12 protein-coding genes are annotated in these 19,385 nt (G+C 33.5%); all 12 read left to right on the top strand.

Translation table 11 applies throughout. The features are described from left to right. The first annotated feature begins 1 nt into the window (after nt 1). The 12 genes from DVK85_RS09110 to DVK85_RS09055 all read left to right on the top strand — a co-directional run bounded on the left by DVK85_RS09110 (nt 2) and on the right by DVK85_RS09055 (nt 19,381). Complete coding sequence (locus DVK85_RS09110) at nt 2-679, top strand: CIS tube protein (RefSeq protein ID WP_114678139.1); 678 nt, start codon at nt 2-4, stop codon at nt 677-679. Beyond that, nucleotides 679-2,475, top strand: a complete 1,797-nt coding sequence (gene vgrG / locus DVK85_RS09105; protein ID WP_114678138.1) for a type VI secretion system tip protein VgrG — start codon at nt 679-681, stop codon at nt 2,473-2,475. The genes DVK85_RS09110 and vgrG overlap by 1 nt, the downstream gene beginning before the upstream one ends. A 12-nt stretch (nt 2,476-2,487) precedes the next feature. Further along, nucleotides 2,488-2,787 carry a PAAR domain-containing protein gene (locus tag DVK85_RS09100; RefSeq protein ID WP_114678137.1) on the top strand — a complete coding sequence of 100 codons (300 nt, stop codon included), beginning with the start codon at nt 2,488-2,490 and terminating at the stop codon, nt 2,785-2,787. Next, nucleotides 2,780-3,205, top strand: a complete 426-nt coding sequence (locus DVK85_RS09095; RefSeq protein ID WP_114678136.1) for a GPW/gp25 family protein — start codon at nt 2,780-2,782, stop codon at nt 3,203-3,205. Before DVK85_RS09100 ends, DVK85_RS09095 begins: the two co-directional genes overlap by 8 nt. 10 nt (nt 3,206-3,215) lie before the next feature. After that, nucleotides 3,216-6,869, top strand: a complete 3,654-nt coding sequence (locus DVK85_RS09090) for a hypothetical protein (RefSeq protein WP_114678135.1) — start codon at nt 3,216-3,218, stop codon at nt 6,867-6,869. Next, nucleotides 6,866-9,274, top strand: a complete 2,409-nt coding sequence (locus tag DVK85_RS09085) for a hypothetical protein (RefSeq protein ID WP_114678134.1) — start codon at nt 6,866-6,868, stop codon at nt 9,272-9,274. Before DVK85_RS09090 ends, DVK85_RS09085 begins: the two co-directional genes overlap by 4 nt. Continuing rightward, on the top strand, nt 9,267-13,481 hold the full coding sequence (locus tag DVK85_RS09080; RefSeq protein WP_127960577.1) for a contractile injection system tape measure protein: 4,215 nt from the start codon (nt 9,267-9,269) through the stop codon (nt 13,479-13,481). The genes DVK85_RS09085 and DVK85_RS09080 overlap by 8 nt, the downstream gene beginning before the upstream one ends. A 61-nt stretch (nt 13,482-13,542) precedes the next feature. Beyond that, nucleotides 13,543-15,558: a hypothetical protein gene (locus DVK85_RS09075; RefSeq protein ID WP_114678132.1), complete on the top strand. Its 2,016-nt coding sequence runs from the start codon at nt 13,543-13,545 to the stop codon at nt 15,556-15,558. A gap of 21 nt (nt 15,559-15,579) precedes the next feature. Further along, entirely contained in the window at nt 15,580-16,425 is an 846-nt protein-coding gene (locus tag DVK85_RS09070; protein ID WP_114678131.1) for a hypothetical protein, read from the top strand. A 74-nt stretch (nt 16,426-16,499) separates the two neighbouring features. Next, nucleotides 16,500-17,402 (top strand): hypothetical protein, encoded by a 903-nt coding sequence (locus DVK85_RS09065; protein ID WP_114678130.1) that lies wholly within the window; start codon nt 16,500-16,502, stop codon nt 17,400-17,402. A 3-nt stretch (nt 17,403-17,405) separates the two neighbouring features. Beyond that, nucleotides 17,406-18,770 (top strand): ATP-binding protein, encoded by a 1,365-nt coding sequence (locus DVK85_RS09060; RefSeq protein ID WP_114678129.1) that lies wholly within the window; start codon nt 17,406-17,408, stop codon nt 18,768-18,770. A gap of 11 nt (nt 18,771-18,781) precedes the next feature. Then, nucleotides 18,782-19,381, top strand: a complete 600-nt coding sequence (locus tag DVK85_RS09055; protein ID WP_114678128.1) for a hypothetical protein — start codon at nt 18,782-18,784, stop codon at nt 19,379-19,381. Nucleotides 19,382-19,385: the final 4 nt, after the last annotated feature.

Below are 19,385 nucleotides of genomic sequence, written 5' to 3'. Positions count from 1 at the left end.
TATGAGTGCAAGTTTAGAATTGATGCAGATAACAGGATATACCGATGAGAATTTTAGTGATGAATTTTCAGGGCAACCCTATACCTGCATGATAAACCCTGAAAATATAAAATGGCAAAAAAACATTGAATATAACCACCAACAGGCACCCAATACAAGCTCTGCATCACAAAAATATAAAAGCACTCCTAGCGATAAACTAAACTTTGAAATTGTTATTGATGGAACAGGAATCATCGACCCAAAAAGAACCGACGTTAGTAAAGAAATCACAACATTAGAAGATATAATATTTAATTATAATGGCAAAATACACCGTCCTAACTTTGTAAAAATACAATGGGGTAAAGATTTTATTTTTAAAGGTGTACTCACATCATTTGATACTTCTTATACTCTTTTTAGACCTGATGGTAGCCCATTGCGTGCAAAAGTTTCTTTGAGTTTTAGTCAATATATAGATCCAAAAACAGTAACAAAAATAGATAATCCGCAGTCGCCAGATGTAACTCATTTAGTAACCGTAGAAAACGGTATGACACTACCACAACTATGCGATAACATTTGGGATGATGAAAAATATTACATACAGGTAGCGAAATACAATGGACTTAATAAATTTAGAAATCTAGAAGGGGTACAAAAACTTGTTTTCCCTCCCATAATACAACCCACATAATGGCAAGTAACACAACACCCGTAGGAGATACTGCTACTTTTACTATAAAAGTAAATGGAAATGCTATTGATGATGAGTCTAAAGTACTCTCTATATATGTAGAAAAAAGAGTAAATCGCATAGCTTATGCAAAAATAGTAATACTTGATGGCGATGCCGATGATGAAACTTTTAAAATTAGCTCATCAGCAACTTTTGTACCTGGTGCAGAAATAGTTATAGAAGCTGGTTATGACTCTAAAAACACAAATATATTTAAAGGTATAATAACTGGTCAAACCATACGTATTGATGCATTAGTAGGCTCGGCACTGGAGGTTGAATGTAGAGATGAGGCTATAAAAATGATAGTAGGCAGAAAAAGCCTAACCTACTCAAAACAAAAAGACAGCGATGTTATATCAACTATAATAGGTAATTATTCGGGGTTATCGTCTGATGTATCAAGTACTCCAACTACTTGGCCAGAGCAAGTTCAATATTATGTTACTGACTGGGATTATATCATGACACTTGCCGAAAATAACGGGATGGTTGTTACGGCTTATGATAATAAAGTTTCGGTTTTTAAACCTGATGCAAATACAAGCTCTGTACTAACTGTAAAATATGGTGATGGATTAATGGAGTTTAATGCCGACTTGCAATCTATATACCAAATAGATAATGCAAAAGCTGACTCTTGGGACTATAAAACCCAAGCTGTGATTAACGGAGAGGCAACAAATAGCTATGCTGGAGCAGGAAACCTTTCTACAAAAAAATTATCAGAAGTAGTAGGACTATCAGAGTATCGACTGCAAACCATTGGCTCATTAGAGAGTGCCGATCTCACTAACTGGAGTAAGGCACAACTTGTAAAAAGTGAATTTTCTAAAATACAAGGTGAAGCAAAGTTTCAAGGAACAAGTATCCCGAATCCAGGTCAGTATATTACACTTGGTGGATTAGGCGATAGGTTTAATGGCGACCACATAATGTCGGGAATTGTACATGATATTTCTGAAGGTAACTGGATTACTAGAGTAAATATAGGGCTGCCATTTGGCTGGTTTACCGAAGAGCCTGATGTAGTAGCACCTCCAGCATCGGGGGTATTACCTGGAGTAAGAGGTTTATCTATAGGCACGGTGAAAAAGATGTATGAAGACCCCGACTCGCAATATAGAATTTTGGTAGATGTACCACTATTCGATTCTAACGGAGAAGGAATATGGGCAAGGCTTTCTAATTTTTATTCTACTAATGGTGCAGGAGCATTTTTCATGCCCGAAGTAGGTGATGAAGTAGTGTTGGGGTTCCTTAACGAAGACCCTCGCTACCCTATCATATTGGGCAGTATGTACAGTAGTACCAATACAAAACCTTATGAAGGTTTAGACCCAAACGAAAAAAATTCTATTAAAGCTATTGTTTCTAAATCAGGTATTTCGATAGAATTTGATGATGAAAATAAAATATTAACGGTTAATACCCCAAATAAAAACACAGTTATACTGAGTGATCAAGATAAGCAAATTACCCTGAAAGATGAAAATGATAATAGTATTGTGCTTTCATCTAGCGGTATAACTATAAAAAGCCCGAAAAGCATCAATATAGAAGCTACCGAAAGTGTAAATATAAAAGGTACACAAGGCGTAAAAGTACAAGCATCGGGTGGAGATGTAGCAATCAGCGGTATGAATATAAAACAATCTGCCGATGTAGAATACTCTGCTGAAGGTAGTGCGACAGCCAAAGTGAGCGGAGGAGCTCAACTTACCCTAAAAGGGGCAATGGTAATGATTAACTAAAAAAAGAACAATATGCCACCAGCAGCACGATTAACAGATTTTCATGAATGCCCAATGGTAACACCTGCACCAGTACCAATACCACACGTGGGTGGGCCTATAACAGGACCAGGCGAACCAACAGTACTTATAGGTAAACTACCCGCAGCTCGTGTGGGTGATATGTTAGTTTGTGTGGGTCCGCCCGATAGTATTGTAAAAGGTTCGATGACAGTACTGATAGGCGGTATGCCAGCAGCAAGAATGGGCGATATGACAGCACATGGAGGAGAAATAATTTTAGGCGATTTTACAGTAATGATAGGTGGGTAAACAAAACGACGAAATAGAGAACCATTTTTTAGGCGTTGGCTGGGCTTTTCCTGTAGCTTTCTCTGCAGGAAACCACAAGTTAGAGCTAAGTTGGTATGAAAATAATGTAAATGATGCTATTAATATTATTCTACAAACCAAGTTAGGAGAACGTACTATGCAACCCGATTTTGGTTCAGGAATGCAACAGTATTTTTTTAGGCAAATGAACGCCACATTAAAAGGACAACTAGAAGATGCTGTAAAGACTGCATTACTGGAGCATGAACCTAGAATTACAGTACAAAGTGTCACGGCAACTTATACAGACCTTCTAACTGGGTTAGTAGAAATAAAAGTTGACTATACGTATAACCAAACCAATACACGTCACAACTATGTATTTCCTTTTTATGTAAAAGAAGGAACTAATATTTAACAAGTAATGTATGCCAATAATTGATCAATATAGTGCTATCATAAACCAACAACAAGCTCTGGTTCCTGACTCTCAACTTATTGATGGGAGAACGGAAAAAGACTGGCTTTGTTTTTTGTCGGGTTTTGGTAATCTGGTCAATTTTTACAATAAAGATAATCAACACTCTGGTAACTGGCGACCTTTTTTACTTAAAGATCCTTTATTCTTAACCGCAACTATAGCAGGTACTCCTTTTAAACAATTACATACACTTTATCTTAATACGATAAAAAGTATTAAAAGTTTGATTACAACCTCTATGGTAGGTAGTCTTTTTAATCAGCTTTTTGACCAATTAAATGATGTTTTTATGTACATCAAGCAATGGATTGGTTTTATGCAATCATCTGATAAAGAGTATACGCTTAAAAACTATATTATTAATGAGTCAACTGTAAAAATAAGCCCCTATTTTTGGGCATTTAACTCATTACGTCAAAATTTATTTCTATCTACTTTCGTAGAAGGTATTACTCCTGTAAATACTTCGCGATTTCATACCTACTCAGACTATCAAGAGCAAGTATGGCGAAAAAACAAAGATAAAAGCCCCTATTGGGAACTGCTTAATTTAAAGCATCCTATAACCAAAAATACACCTCTAGAGATATTAAATGCTATTACGAATGTGGGCGATCGTATATTTCATTTTTTTCATACTGCAATTCATCATGCAGACATTGAATTTGAGAAAATAAAAATAGAAACTAATGGTTATCCTGATACGGTATTAATTCGTTCCTTTATCGAGCTACTTAAAATACATCAAAAACAGCTCAACGGTTTAAGTCAAAAACATTTACAGTTTTATTATGATGATATTCTAAAGCAAAAAAAACAGGGTGCACAACCCGATAGTGCTTTTATATATACTACTTTAAGTAAAAAGAGTGCATACACCCTACCCGAAGGAACGTTGTTTAACGCTGGGCTCGATTCTCAAAAACAGCCTATACTTTTTGTTAACACAAAAAGTGTATCATTAACACCAACTTTAATTTCAGATGCTTTTACATTAAGCATTGCTAAAAACGCTATAGGTTTTTATATGCCTTATGTGCAAGATATACCTGAACCATCTACAATAAAAAAAGATGAAATAGGACAAACAGAAGCATGGCAAACTTTTGGGGGTGCAGATACTACAATAGCAACCAAAACTAATTTTGGTATTGCTTTTGCCTCCCCTATGCTTTTATTAAAAGAAGGGAATAGAACAATAACGTTCTCATTTAATTTTGCAACCACCACCGACCTAAGACAACTAAAAAATGCTCGCTATTATTTAAGTACTCAAAAAAAATGGCTCAATGTTACTGCCTTTACTGTATTCCCCAATTTTCAATTTTTTGGAGAAAGTCAAGAGGTAGTAATTACGCTTGAGGCAATCCAACCCGCTATAGAGTGTTTTGATACTAATCCTGATGGTATTACTGCCAAATGGCCATTAATCAAAATAATATTTGATGCTGTTTCATCTCCCACTACTCCTCCTATTTTAAACTCATTAGACATAAGTGTAGCTGTTGCGGGTATAAAAACCTTTCAGCTATATAACGATTATGGCACACTTAGTACTAAAAATCCTTACCCGCTTTTTGGTCCTTCGCCAGTATACAATAACAATTTCATTATTGGCAATAACGAAATATTAAGTAAGCCATTTAATTCACTGTATTTTGAACTGGATTGGGATAAACTCCCTAATAATTTTGAAGATTATTATAAAGAATACAATACGTATTTTGAAAATAATAAGGAGAGAGCAAAAAACAGAGGAAATATATGGAATCGTATAACAGGCAAAGGGAGTAATAATGATGATACAACCGAAGAAACTGTTTTTTCTTTTAACAATTACTGCTTTACAGTCGAATTTAAGTTGCTACAAAACAATGATTGGAATAGCATTAGTATGACTAAGTTACAAAATATAGCCATAAACGAGAATAATACTATTATGGCGACCCCTTATCCTATTACTGAAGATACTCCACAACCTGACGATGAACTCTTATTATTTAGCACAGATGATACTACTGTAAACGGGACACTTACAGAAAAAAGTTTTTTTGGTTACACCCCAGTAAATGAGGTTAAAACAAGAAATTCCTTTATACAATTAGTACCGCTTAAATATAGTGACACTAGCAAAGCAGGGCTTATAAAAATGGTATTAAATGGACCTCAATATGGTTTTGGAGCAGAAATATACCCCAAAGTAGTTACTAATATTGCTTTAAATAATGCAGCAATACTGATAAATAATGCTGAAAGTTTTTTTGGTATATCAAGACCTATTAAAGAATCTGCCAATATTCCTTATACACCAAAATTAGATAGTTTAACTGCATATTATACCGCCTCTGAAACTTATGATTTTACCTCAAAAACTCCTCAGAGTGCATTAGAATGCTTTATGTACAGTCCTTTTAGTAATTATAAAATATACAATAAATTAAATATCGACGGACTGGGTATTGCACTATACCCAACTTATACTGACAAAGGATATTTATATATAGTGATGGATACTATAATACCGTCGAATAATCTTAACATTTACTTTGAACTATCGGGCAGTTATGATGGCGAACCTGATACTGAGCCAATAAATTATTATTATCTAAGTAAATCAGGTTGGGAAACGCTACCATTAATTGCCGATGGTACTAATAACTTTAGCTGTACAGGTATAATAACCGTAAATATCCCAAAGGATATAAGTAAAAAAAGTCCATTAATGCCATTGGGCAAATATTACATAGCTATAGGGGTAAACAACCCGTCCCAGTATGCTAAAAGTATAATTGTAGCTCCAAATGGGTTTTGTGTATCGCGAACAAGTACTATAAGCTGGAAAGACAAAAATAATAAACCGCAAATTGCCGCAAACGCTATAACGCAACCCCAAACTGCTATACCCGAAATTGCAACTGTTGTACAACCCTTTCCTTCTTTTGGCGGAAAAGCTGCTGAAAACCGTACAGCAATGAATATTCGTGTAAGTAATAGGATAAAAACAAAAGACAGAGCTATAACTAATGGCGACTATTTTAGAACTATACGCGAACAACATTCTTTTATTTTTTATAGCAAACCTATATATAATACAAACAGTAAAAAGCTCGATATTTATGTTGTTAAGGCTTGTGAGAGCCCTACAGAAGCTGATGCTTTTTTACCACAAATAAATAGTTGCCAAAAAGAAAAAATAGCCGATTACCTTAATGCAAGAGCTGGAGCTTTCTCACAATGCAGTGTGCATAATTTTAGCTTTCAGTATGTAAAGGTAAATGCATCTGTTATTGTTAGTGAAGGTTATGATACCATAGGGCTAAAAAAAGCAATTAATACCGCTATTAACTTATTTATATCGCCTTGGATTAGTAGTGATGCCCCTCAAATAACAATAGATACGAGTATAACAGACATTGAAATAGCAAGCTGTATATGTAGTGTTGATGGTGTGGTAGCTGCTAATAATATATCGTTTGTTACATGGGCTTGTGGGAATCCTTATATAAATGTAGATACTGTTACATCGGTTACTCCTGCTAATACAGCTACACTATTGGTTTCATACATGAATCATCACATCTTAATTAATCCAACATCATGAGTAAACTAAATTACATAGTAGATCATCCGTTGCCGATTAATAGGAATTTTGAAGCTTTAAAGAATTTAGGACTAGCTTATATACAGCGGTATGCAGGTACACAATGGACTAACCTAAACGCGAGTGACCCTGGCGTTACTATACTAGAACAAGTGTGCTATGCCCTTACAGAGTTAGGGTATTGTAATGATTTTCCTGTAGAAGATATCTTAACGCGTCCTGACGGAAAATTGATGATGGAAAATCAGTTTTTTACTCCCGAAGAGATATTAACTACCGCATCAGTTACAACAAACGATTATATAAAATATTTAATAGATGGCATAGATGGTGTTACCAATGCGGTAATTATCCCTATTAATGATACACCCTATAATTTAAATACTTATCAGGTATATTTACAACTCAGCGAAGATGTTTTAAATAATCATAGTACCAATGCAGACCATTGCAAAACTGCTTTTTATTACCTAAACAAGAGTCGAAATATTGGTGAATTATTTTTAATGCCTCAGGTTTTACAGCCTAAGTCCTACACCATTTCAGGATATATAGATTTGAAAGTAGAAAAAGGTTTAGGTACTATAATAGCAGGTATTCAAAATCAAATACGTCAATCTATCTTTCCTGACGTTGCAACCGAAGGATATACACAACTGATGGCTAAAGGCATAGCTATTAACGATATTTTTAACGGACCACTATTAAAAACAGGATGGATACCAACCTCTGCATTAGTCAGTAAAAAAAATGCACTTACCACAATTGCTATAAGTAGTATTATTACAGAATGTATTAGTGTATCATCAGCATCAATTACAAGCTTTGATGATAAGGATAAAGTGTACTCTCAAATAAGCAGTATAGATAATGAAATTTTATATGTCGATTTAATTACATCATTAACTAATGGAAGTTTAGAACTGTATTATAAAGGAAAAAAATTATCATTACCCACACAAGAAAATCAGGAATATGTAATACCAGACAATAACATTTTACCTGGTGCAGAACAACAGTTACAAACCCCTATTCCGAAAGGTAGATACAGAGATATTAACTCTTATTACTCTATACAAAACACATTCCCCGAAATATATGCTATTGGGGTTAATGCGGTACATTATAACACACCACAAACAAAAATTGCACAATCCAGACAGTTAAAAGGCTTCCTTACATTATTTGACCAAGTATTAGCCAATCAATTTTCGCAGTTAGCTAATGTCGGGAATCTTTTTTCGTTCAAAAATACTATTACAGGTGTTCCTTCGCAAAGAGAAGAGTACTATGCTGTGCAAGATGCTTTTCAGAAAATACATCCAGAATATCCTGTACCCTACCTTAGCTTCTCGGCTACTTATTTTTACCAAACACTATATGATATACCAAACATAAGACCACTACTTAAAGATAATGGTGTTTTTAACTTTAGTACCGAGCTAGAACGACCAAAACAAAAAGAAGAGAATAGTTGGTTAGCCTACAAGCATGACCCGTACAATGCTTACTCGTGGGGGTTAATGCAGTTAATGGAAGATGAAGAAGATAACTTAACACGTAGGAATACTATACTAAATCATTTATTGGCACGACACGGTGAGTCTCCCGAAGTAATAATGGCTATTATAGAAAGTACAGTATATTCGGGTAGTGTGCTCAAAGATCAAGTTATTTTTAAAAGCCTATATCTGCAAAATCTTGATTTACTTTCTTACAATCGTCAAAAAGGATATAACTATCAAGAAGCGGATAAAATTTCAGATGTTATTCCAGAAGAAGTACCCAAAAACTTTGAACATCTAATTCTTGGAGGTTATGCTAACGATTTTATTTTCAACTCTGAAAAAATTGATGCTGCCGAAAAACTTACCTATCAAGATTTTATTAATTATTCTGGTATCGAGCTAAAAATGAGCCTACTATTTGGGTTAAAAGTTTTATATAAAAATTTTATTGCAAGTACCATTTGTAATTATGGCTCTACTATATATAGTAACATTTCATTTTGGATAATTACACAACGACAAGGTTTTATTTTTATTGAACTCCCATTACTCTTAAAAACTGTATACGGCAATGATATAATAAACAAAACAGAAAACATTTTAGAATGCCAGTTTGACTCAAATAGTGTATTACTAATTTTCCCTGATTTTGTTCCTGAATTTATTACCGATGATTTTAGTAATCGTGTAGCATTATTCATGCAAGACACATTACCCGTACATATTGACTATAATTATGTTACTACTGGCTGGGAACTATTAACCGAAATTATCGTTGCTTTTTCTGACTGGCATAATAGCCTTAGATACAGCCCAAAACCAGTGTTAAGCTCGCGTGAAAAAGCGATAGTGCTTTTAGATTTAATTAATGAACTTAAACCTAAAAGCTATGAATAATAATACAACACATTTAATATCGCGGTTTAAGTGGCAAACTTCTTTTGATAATAAAGATAAAGGATTTGAAGTGCAAGAACGCATTAGCGCATGGAGTCAAAACTTTATGCCTCGTACTGTTACAGAAGTTTTTGACAAAATGTGTCCCAACGAACAAATATGGCGAATACCTACACTAGAAATAGACTTGGGCACAGTAAGTCTTGACAATATGGAAGCCGAAATAGCTTTGCAACTACAAATAAAATTACAGGAACTATTAAGCGACTTAATATTATATCCTGAAAGTGGTACTGTAAAACTAGATGTTTACCACGAAAACACATCTTACCTGCAACTTATAGCCACTTTTTTACAACATGGTTATCTCCCATGGACGCATAAAGCAGAGGATGGCTCTATTAATCAAATAGTAGCAAACCAATTACAAAACAACCGATATGAAACTATAAAAAAACTCAGAGAGCTAGGCGTTACACATGAAAATATTAGAAAAAGAATGGCATGGCAACTTAGTGAGCAAAATATAGTAACGCTTATAGAGGGATTAGAACCCAGTTATCATAAAGAAATAATCGACTTTTCGGGAGAGCTTAATAAAATTCAGCAAAAGGAAATAATTGTACAGGCAGATACACGTGATTTTAAAAAGCATGTTTGGCTCTGGATATTAAATTATTTGCTTACCGAAAACGGAAGTGTTTTTAATAAGCTAGCATTTACTAAAAGTAGTATTGTGCAAATGGCATTGCACTACAATATAAATTATGAGGCTTTGCTGGACTTAATTATGCAAGCCGTAGAAAAAGTGGGTAAAAACAATGATATAAAAACAAGTTTTATACTTATGCTTACTATGCTTAAAGAAGAGCATACTGTAAAAAAAGAAGCTAAAGCCACACTACATAAGCCAAATGAAGACTTTTGGAATATTCTTGAAAAAAAACTAAACAATTTCGCAACCATAAAATCAGAGGAAGAGTGGAAAACTTTTAATGATTTATTAATAAAACTGGAAAGGCAAGATACCCAACGACTAAAAGAGCTTATTACAAAAACATTTAAAAATGGAATAAAATGGAAATTAGCAAATAAAAATCTAAACAACGATGCTCTTGAAATAGTACTGGGTCTGTATACTGATACAGTAGATGCTGTAACAACATTTAGAACCTTAAGCTTAATACAGAAACTTTGCAGCGAATTAAAACTAGTTATAAGCAAAGAAGAAATTTCTTCGATTGGGTTACAAATACTCGCAAATAATAAAAATAAAACATTCAGTCAAAAAGAGTTTTTGAATGCTGTATTTCTAGAAATAAGTAATAAAGCACAAAAGGATAAAAATACTCTTCTTTTAGACTTTATAAAATCGGAAATATTTACAGTAGAACGAAATGCATATACATTACAAACCTATGCCTATATACTAGAATCATTATCAAGTAAAGAGGTAACAAAACAATTAATGCAGGATAAAGAATTAGAAGAAATAGGTATACTTATAAACAGTCTGCATTCTTCTACTGTCAGTGATAAAGCTCGATTTATTTGGTTGAAAAAATCACTAATAGAGAGCATAACTATTCAGCCTGAAAAAACACTTCGACTAATAAGAGAATACACAAACCAAGATCAACTTTTTGAGTGGTTACCTCAATTATTAGACACCAATACAATAATAATACTAATACAAAACACTAACAAAAAAGCAGCCGATGGTATTGTCTCTATACAACAAATGGCAACCATAATAGCGAAGGATAAAAAACATACAATATTAGAAGATATTGCAGCTACTCATTTACCTGTTATAGGGTTACAGCTACTCATAACTCAAAAAACATTTAACCCTGTTGTGTTTATAACCACATTGTTAAAACATTTTTATGATGCGCTACCACAAAGTCAACATCTTGGATTCAATTCATTAATACAACGTTTGTACAGAGAGAAAATAATATCTGAAAGCACATTACAAGACCTGACATCAAAAAGCATAGTTACGGTAACAGCATCTCCGTTAGAACAGGCTCTAGCATTAATAAATGTAGATAGTCCTAAAAAGATAGAAATAAGTAAACTACTTACTTCTAATTTTAATAGTAATGATATTACTAAGTTAAGAAAGCTAGGAAATAAAGAGGGCGAAAAAGTAATAAATTACCTACTGCGAGGAGGTACTCCATTATTAAACAAGTTAATAAAAGAATACACCGTTTTATTTAGTAAACATTTAAAAAATAAAACCGAAAGCAAGCTTAAAGAAGAACTTATAGTATTGTACTGGCAGTGTCTGCTCGACTATAAATCACATAGAGGTAATACAACTGCGTTTATCAATAACTTTAAACAATCTGTAGCTATACGTTATCCATATAAGGCAATTACAGTTACTGTATCACGACAATTTTCATCTAAAACAGGCGAAAAAGAGCTAGCATTAAAAGATGGTACTATACTATCGCAAAACATAATTATAAAACTCATTGAAGAAGGTTTACGACTAGGAACAAAAACCGTTATGCATAACGGTCAGCTATTCTATTTTGAAGAACTGATTGAGGTAGCATTACAATGGTTTCCATCTGATGTGAGAAAAACATTATCAGGTACAGTAGCATCTAAAAAAAGTATTGATTTACTGATACAATCAAATGATTTCATACATTTTAGTCACCTTATTTTACAAGACAAACTAGGTGCAGCACAAGAAACATTAGCAACGGTTATATCGTTATACCAGCTATTCTTATCAATGGCAAGTGGCACACTATCCAAAAAAATAACCCAACTGTATTGGGTAACATCATGGAAGCTATTTATAGGTGATAACCTATCGAATAGTGAATTGAAAAAGTTAGTAAACGATACGCTTGTATTACTATCATCAGATATGATTGATATAAAAGAGCGCATCGCTATAAAAATCAATAAAGGAGAAATTGCAATACTACCAAGTGCTAAATATCTTTTATCACATCACATTGCAATTCCTCAATTCTTGAAAGGAAATAACGCTATAAAGGTTAATGGTATACTATTAAAATATAAAAGAAAAGGTTTGTTATATGACCTTGCCTGTACCATTATAATAACTAAACAGTTACCCATAGTATTAGGTAATACCACTACCACAGCTAACGATATAAAAATAATATTGAATGAGTTAGTGGCACAACATCCTCTTGTTTTTCTAGCAGTATTAAAGCAAGAAATGCTACCCGAAACTCAATTGCATTGGTTAGCTAGTACAATAGATTTTAAAGTACTTATAAAGTCGATATCCTATTTAAATACAAGTAGTAAAACAAGCCTTAATATGTTGCAGCAGCTCTATTATGGGATGGTAAATGTAACATTAAGCAGTACATCTATAAAAGCTATACAAGAACTCCTTTTTAAGAAGTTAATAAAAGTATGGATAAGCGGTAACTGGAATATTATTTCGGTTAATAATATATGGAATGAACTGCTATGGGACTGTAAAATAAAGCTAGGTATAGCTCCCCATACATTTATACAACAAGTAAGTACAAACTTATCATGGCTCCCTCCTGCCCTACGCATATCATTCAGGCAAATACAGCAACAATATACTATACAGCCCACAAATGCAAACGGAGCAAAAATGCAGGTTATAGAAAAATCTGTCATAAATAAAGTACATCAATTAGAAGATACATCAACCGATACTATTAAAGAAATGATACCTATAAAAAATGCTGGAGTAGTACTCTTAAACAGTTATATACCTATGCTTTTCGAAAGGTTAGCATTAACAACTAACAAAAAATTTATTGACAATACAAAACAAGAAGAAGCAGTACACTACATACAATACTTAGCTACAGGGCTCTCTAAAACAGAAGAACAGTTCCTACCACTTAATAAAATATTATGCGGCTTAGCAATTAATGAGCCCGTACCAGATGGTATTACTATACTCGATAATAATAAAGATATAATTACAGGACTATTAAAAGCAGCCATAGGATACTGGCCTACGATAGGCGAGACTTCTATTAACGGGTTTAGAGGGAACTGGCTAGTGCGCGATGGGCTACTTTATGAACAAGAAGAGTTTTGGGAGTTAACCATCGAAAAAAGGGCTTATGATATTCTTATTCATAAATCACCATTTTCATTTTCTATCATAAAATTTCCTTGGATGAAAAAACCACTTCATGTAAACTGGAACTATTAATATTATATAAACAATGTAACCAATGCACAAACTTAAAATTAATCCATAAAAAATTATAATTATGAATACTTACAATGAGAATCTGCGCTCGACAATAGTGAGCTCCTTACAGAGTCAAAATGCCGAGCAAAAAGACCTTAAATCGAAACTAAATGCTGCTATGTTTTCGCTCTACCATTCAGAAGGAGCAAGCATTACAGCAGAAGAAAAGCTAGATCAAGCCAAGATTGATCAAGACGCTAAAGCTGAAGTGAAAACACAAGCTGTTTCAAATAGCAACTCGTCTAATAACGAATTAAAATCAGCAACACAAGCCGATGCTTTTGTTAAACTATCAGTAAGCAATACGGCTGTATGTGCTGCTAACGTACAAATTGCTGCTAATGCTGTAACAAAACTAGCAAGCGACGTAGGAAGTATATATAGTATAATTAATGCTGCTGATTTTGATACTGATATATATGTACAGGCAAAAGAAATAAATGATTTAATGAATGATACTGCTTATGGTGCAGAGCTTAATTCGCAACTAGCAATGGAGGCTTCTTCATTAACCTCCGAAGTATCATCGGCTGTTGTATTAAGTGAATCGAAAAGTACTAATACTGCCATTAAAAATTTATTAAAAATCACATCGGATGCATACGACACTGCCTCTCAAACTGTAGTTGATGATAACACTGCACTATCGGCTACTAATGCAGCAGAAAAAGGCATAGAGGGTAACTTTAAATACCTTACAGTAGATTATAATGCAGCAGCAAGTGCATATAACTCTATGAATAGGGAATTAAACCAGCAATTAGAAGTAATTACAGGAAAATCTGATACTAGCTTTACTGCACATTTCAATAAATTATTAAACCCATTTTATGATACTGATCCTGTAAAAGACTATTATCTTTTTATTGTAAAAGAAAGTAAAGGCAACACATTTTCTATTTCTACAGCAGAGGGAATTGTTACAAAACAAAATCGACGATTTGTAACAGTGGCTTTACCAGAACAAACGATTGCTACTACAAACGAATTATCTGTTGTAGGAACAAATGTATCTATGAATGACGAAATGATAACTACCCAAGTAAATTTCATGAATATAGATGATGATAATACACTATTAGATGCTGATGGTGATGTTATTACACTAGGTACAAATTATGTTGCCTTTCTATTAGCAGTATATACTGATGAGTATAAAAGAAGTATTAATAATTTCAGTGATTTTCTATCTGCTCCATCACTTGCTTTTTCAATTACAACACACCTTAATGCTGTAGAAAACAGCAATATTAAAGTTACATCTCAGACAAAAGATAAAAACGAAGAAGATATTAAGAACGAAGAAGCTTTTACCTCATTTCTTAGTCAGTTTAAAAGTAATGGACAAGCCGAAAATAGCTTAAGTAAGAAAGCAGGTTACAGCTATAAAATAACATTCTCTGTAAACCAAAACCCTGCTTATAATGTAGCTTACCGTTTTATGTTATTACCAGTTTACAAGGGTACAACCGAAGAAATGCTTACTATGGATTCTATGCAATCTTTTATTAACGATATTTCTTCTATAGATACTATAGCTGAGGAATTTGACCCACAAATTGAAGCAAAACAAGCCAATATAACAGAGTTAGAATTAGAGCAGCAACAGGCAACATTAGAAGGTGAAAATGATACTAAACTAAAAACTCAATTGAGTGACCTTAAAGCTCAATTAAAAAAATTAGTTCAGGAAAAAGCAGCTAAAATAAAGAGTCTCAACACAAATAGTAAGAGTAACATCAACTTCTTTTTTAGTCTTCCTTTAGCAGAGCAAGTACCCGTAGGCAGTTACATTCCTGCGCAAGCAGATACTGAGGCAAATAAAGGGTCGAGCTCTAAAGATTTAACAAACTGGCTTACTTACATCAGTGCAGATACTACTGATAATTTTGGTAACCTACTTATAGATAATAATAAGTATATCCCTGTAATTCTAACCTTTGCTGTTGAAGAAAATGCTAATGGAAACTCATTTACCAATGCACTTTCAGATTTCAATACTGCTACACCTTTTATATATAAAGAAATATTATAAAAACATTAAAAACTTAAGATTATGAGCAATCAAACATCATTACAGGTACTTCAAAGAAACCTGTCTTCTAATAATAGATATGGTATTACCGAAAGAAAAAAATCAGAAATTGATAGTTTAGCATTACAAGTACAAGATGCTGAATATCAGGTTGAATTATACCAATCTATAGTTAGCTCTATGACAGAGAAAGCTAACTATTTTCAAAAACTTCTTACTATAGCAGATAATACCCGTACACAAACTCTTAGTAATCAAAAACTTGTAAATCAGCTTGTATATAATGAAACTGTACTTGTAAAAAACAGTAACATTACATTTAATGAAATAGAAAAAGCTAAAGCAAAAACAGATGTACTTGCAGTTAATATTAAAATAATGATGGATAAGCTTATTTACTGCGTAGAAGTAATAAATAAACTATCTATTATAGTAACACGCAAAAAAGCAGTCAACCCACTTATATCTGATGAGCTTATAACAATGCTTACCACAGCAGGTAAAGATGCTAATAATGTTGTAGCATTAGCTTTAGTAGCACTCAAATCAACTTTTGCAGCACAAGCATCTAATATGGAGTCTAAGGCAGCAATAGAACTTGGGTACATACAATCTCAAGATATGTTAAAGCTACTAACAAATGTTTCGGTAAGCGTGGGCAAAAAAACCAAAAATGTTTCACTATTCACCTTGTTAAATACAGCTTATGAAGATGCTAAAAACAACTATGATATAATAGAAGATGCATTAGCAAGAGCTACAAGACATCTAAACGAAGCACAAAGACACTTGAATAAAGCTCAAGTAAACCTTACTTCGCTTCAATCAGGGCTTGCTGCTGCTAATGCTGCTGCACTAGCTTCTTAAATAATTAATTATTTTATAATCCTTTATCTCGGTAATCCCGAGGTAAAGGCTCTGTATCGTAAATAAAGATATATATGGAAAATGCGTACAGTAATTTTTATAAAAACTTCTACAACCGTACAGGTGGCTATATCCCTGCTAAACCGTTAAACAGCACTATGTATCCAGGAGATTTTTTTCAAATTAAAAACGAAGAAATCATAGTACTGGGTAACATATTTAGAGATAATATAATAGATCCTACAGAGGTTACTATAAACTACAACAATAGACTAAACCCTAATAGTTGGAGTTTTAGTGATAGGCTTAGTAAACCCTACTCAGGACGAACCAATGGTCATGACGTTACAGATGGAAATTTTGAATTTAGCAAACAAGTACTAGCCTTTGCCAAACGAGGTAGTTTTGTTTTTAACAGTACAGCACCTGAAACAACTAAAATTGCCAACTGGATGGAAATACAGCAGCAGCTTATTATAAAGCTTACACAAACCTGCTACTCATTTAGAGAGCTATATGTTGTAACAGAGAGTGCGAGTACAGCAACTTGGAGCTTGGCTATTGCTGCCGAAGAAAACGCCGAACTGGAAATCGCTAGTGAAGTCGAAAACTTTGGGCTTACAGACATCTTTGGACATCAATCGACTAAAACAATACAATCGCGCGATATTGAATTCCATTTTAGAGAAATGCAGCGGAAAAACTCTTTTTTTAAAGCCAAAAAATTGGTTATAAATGACGAGAAAATAGATTACTACATGAGCGACCTTATAAAACGTAGGTTTGAATATCAAGAATGGGCACAATCTTTTTATGATATTGATATTAAAGATGATATCCACAACAATTATATACCTGCCAAAACAGAGATAAACCCACTAGATATGCTAAGCGGTAATGAGCTTAACCCTAATACTGCACTACTCTATTTCAGGTGGGCAGATGCCAGTCTAGATGATGTTGAAAAACTATTTTAAACTATGTATAACAAACTTTACATACAGGTATTAGAACAAGAAATAGACTGGCTACAAAGTATAATAGACCAGACTATAAAACAATATCTAATGCAAGAAGGATATGAGGAGCAACAAGAGCTAATTTCTCCGCCAAACCTTTCGGGTATAGAATGTCCATACGCTCAAATAGTATCGCAAATGGAGCTTGGTATTGTAGAGAGGCTTGCACTTGCGCTCACACTCGCACCCCAAATAAAACCTGAAGCCTTAGACATTTTTTTTGGTAAAAATCAAATATACGATAGAGGGTTTACCGAGTTTGGTGGAGTAACTGATAAAGAGCACAGTGGTTTTTTGCCAACAGGGCAAACCTTATACTTTATAGCAGCAAGTACAAGACCTGAACTAAAAAGTAATGTATTAGAGGTATTAGAGAGTAATAGTCCTTTATTTAAAGAACAAATACTACATATTAAAGATACAGATAGTTACTTACCTAAACTTAATGGTATATTATACCTAGATAAAAGTTGGTTACACTATTTTATGACAGACAGTAAACCACAAAGAGAACATAGTCCTGATTTTCCTGCTGAGCAAATAAATACTGAAATAGACTGGGACGATGTTGTTTTGGATGCTCCTGTTATGCAACAAGTAACCGAAATAATAAATTGGCTAGAACATGGTAATACTTTAATGTATGAGTGGAACTTAAAAAGAAAAATAAAACCTGGGTATAGAGCTTTATTTTATGGTACGCCCGGTACGGGGAAAACACTTACTGCCACAATGATAGGAAAAGTAACAGGCAAAGAAGTTTATCGCGTAGATTTATCGATGATAGTGTCAAAATACATTGGCGAAACAGAAAAGAATCTCTCAAAACTTTTTGATGCAGCACAGCATAGCGATTGGATACTATTTTTTGATGAAGCAGATTCTTTATTTGGGAAGCGTACTGCTGCCAACTCATCTAATGATAGGCATGCCAACCAGCAAACAGCCTACCTATTGCAACGTATAGAAGATTTCCCTGGAGTAGTAATACTAGCTTCTAATTTAAAGGCCAATATGGACGAGGCATTTTTGAGACGTTTTCAATCGATTATTCACTTTACCATGCCATCTCCAGAAGAAAGACTCTTATTATGGCAAAAAGCCTTTTCAGATACCTGTACATTACACCCTGATATAGATATTGAAGAAATAGCAGAACAATATGAAGTGGCTGGAGGAGCAATAATTAATGTACTGCGGTTTTGCGCTCTTGCTGCCATAACACGTAAAGACACTGTGGTAAATAATAGTGAATTGATTGAAGGAATACGTAGGGAATTTAAAAAAGAGAATAAAACATTGCATCTGCATCATACTGGTGTTTAATAATCAGCACTATGAAAAAGAAAACTTATACAAAAGAAGAAGATGTAACTATAATTGTAAAAAAAAATCAGCCTTTATTATACAGCATATGGCTTGCTCCTAGCGATTGGAAACAGCTTTTTACAAAAGAAGAATATTACATTTTAGTAACCGAATGCTTAAACAGTAGTGTAACTGAAGATGAAATGATACTAAATGGTTACCTACTTACCTATAATAGTCTGTGTCTTATATTAGGTAATGAGAAAGAAAATCATAAGCAAATACTACTCAGGTTTTTTGAGCGAATAAAAAAAAACATTGTAAAGAATCGTAGAAGAATATCAAATAAAGAAGATAGTATAATAAAATTATCAGCACATCACATATTCAGGAAACATAATTTAAATAACCCTACACTTATTAAGTTACTTGTAGGCAAAGATGTAAACCCGCCTTATTATGATACCCAATTGGCAAGACTAAAAAATAAGTTGCAACACGAATCCTTTTGTTCGGTAATAGATTATTCAGGGGCAATAGGTCCTGTAATTATTACAAAAATCAAAAATGAAACAACATTTACTGTAATAGAAATAGTAAGTATTGAAAATGAATATTTAATTGAGTAAAAAA

The organism is Flavobacterium arcticum, assembly GCF_003344925.1.
GTDB lineage: Bacteria > Bacteroidota > Bacteroidia > Flavobacteriales > Flavobacteriaceae > Flavobacterium > Flavobacterium arcticum.
Note: the sequence above shows the minus strand (reverse complement) of the source record. Positions and strands in the feature narration are given on the sequence as shown.